The following is a 1,838-nucleotide window of genomic DNA, read 5'->3' on the forward strand; positions in this document are numbered from 1 at the left end:
GGCCCAGATGCAGCAGGAAGGCGGCGAGCTCCCGATCCTCGTCTTCCGCCGAGGGCTCCGGCGGTACCCCTGCGGACGTGCCTTCGGAAGGCAGCCAGGAGTCGATGAGCACCACCGGCGCCACTTCCTCTCCCGCCACCCGCAGCCGGCGCGCCATCTCGAAAGCCACCACGCCGCCCAGAGACCAGCCCCCCAGCGTCCAGGGACCGCCGGGATGGGCTTCCCGGGCCTGCTCCAGATAGAGCTCCGCCATAGCGTCGATGCTGGCCAAGGGCGCTTCCCGGCCGTCGAGACCCCGCGCCTGAATGCCTACCACCGGGCGCTCCAGCAGCTCCGCCAGCCGGCGGTAGCAGAAGACCGTTCCGCCCACGGGATGAACCAGGAAGAGGGGCGCCACCGTCTCCGCCCCCGCCCCACCATCCGTGAGCGGTACCAGCAGGCCCCGGCCGGAGGGTTCCTCCTCCTCCTCCCGCTGCGCCGGATCGAGATATTGCGCCAGCGCTTCCACCGTCGGAGCCGCCAGGATCTGCGCCAGGGGCAGGTCTCGGCCCAGCTCGCGCTCCACCCCCGCCGCCAGCTGCACCGCCAGCAGGGAGTGACCGCCGAGAGCGAAGAAGTCATCCTCGGCGCTCACCCCTTCGACTCCCAGGATCTCCTCGAAGAGATCCGCCAACACCGTTTCGGAGCCCGGCCGCGGTGGCCGGCCCTCGGAGCGCGGCGGTTCCGAGGCCAGCTCGGCCAAAGCCCGGCGGTCGATCTTGCCGCTGCTGTTGAGGGGCAATGCGGCGAGGATCTGGAGCGACGAGGGCACCATGTAGGAGGGGAGACGGTTCTGCAGCCAGGCTACTAGTTCTGATGACAATTCTGACGGCAGCTCTGAAGGCGGCTCCGACTCCGGGACCAAAGCAAAGACCGCCAGGCGGGCACCACCGGGGCCGTCCACCGCCAAGGCCACCGCCTGGGTCACCGCCGGATGCTTCGCCAGTACCGCCTCCACTTCTCCCAGCTCGATGCGGAAGCCGCGGACCTTGACCTGATGGTCGGTGCGTCCCAAGAATTCCAGGCAGCCGTCCGCCAGCCAACGCACCAGATCGCCGGTGCGGTAGGCCCGAGCCCCGGGTTCCGCTCCGCTGGGGCCCTCTCCCCCGGGGTGAGGCACGAAGCGTTCGGCGGTGAGGGCGGGGCGGCCAAGATAGCCCCGAGCTAGACGCCCACCGGTGAGATAGAGCTCTCCGGCCACCGCCGGTGGCACGAGACCTCCAGCGGGATCCTGCACCCGCAACCCGACCTCGGCGATGGGTCGTCCGATGGACGGCGCTCGCTGAGTCGAACCCTCCGACCGCACTCGCCGGGAGGTCGCCTGAATGGTGCACTCCGTCGGTCCGTAGACGTTGTAGACGGCGAACGGCAGCCGCGCAGCAGGGCGCTGGAGCAGCCGGTCACCGCCGGTGTAGAGCGAGCGCAAAGCGCCATCCTCAGGCCACGGCAGGCCGAGCAACGCCTCTGCCATGGGAGTGGCCACGAAGCATTTGGTGAGCCCGCGCTGGAGAATCCAACGCTGTAGCAGATCGGGACGCTGGCGAATTTCTTCCCGGTCGGGGATCTCCAACCGCGCCCCCGCCACCAGCAGCGGCCACAGATCCCAAATGGCGGCGTCGAAGGCCAACCCCGCGAGGCGGCCACCCCGATCCGCCGAGACATAGCCATAGGCCGGAATCAGCCAGCGCACCAGGGCCAGGAACGAGCCGTGCTCGATCTCCACCCCCTTGGGCCGGCCGGTGGAGCCGGAGGTGTAGATGACATAGGCCCGACGTCGGAGGTCCCACAGCTCCGATCCT

1 protein-coding gene is annotated in these 1,838 nt (G+C 69.6%); it reads right to left on the bottom strand.

The features are described from left to right. Positions 1 to 1,838 (bottom strand): AMP-binding protein (locus SX243_26170; protein ID MDY7096473.1); only part of this gene is annotated, 1,838 nt, incomplete at both ends.

It is taken from the genome of Acidobacteriota bacterium (assembly GCA_034211275.1).
Taxonomy (GTDB): Bacteria; Acidobacteriota; Thermoanaerobaculia; order Multivoradales; family JAHZIX01; genus JAGQSE01.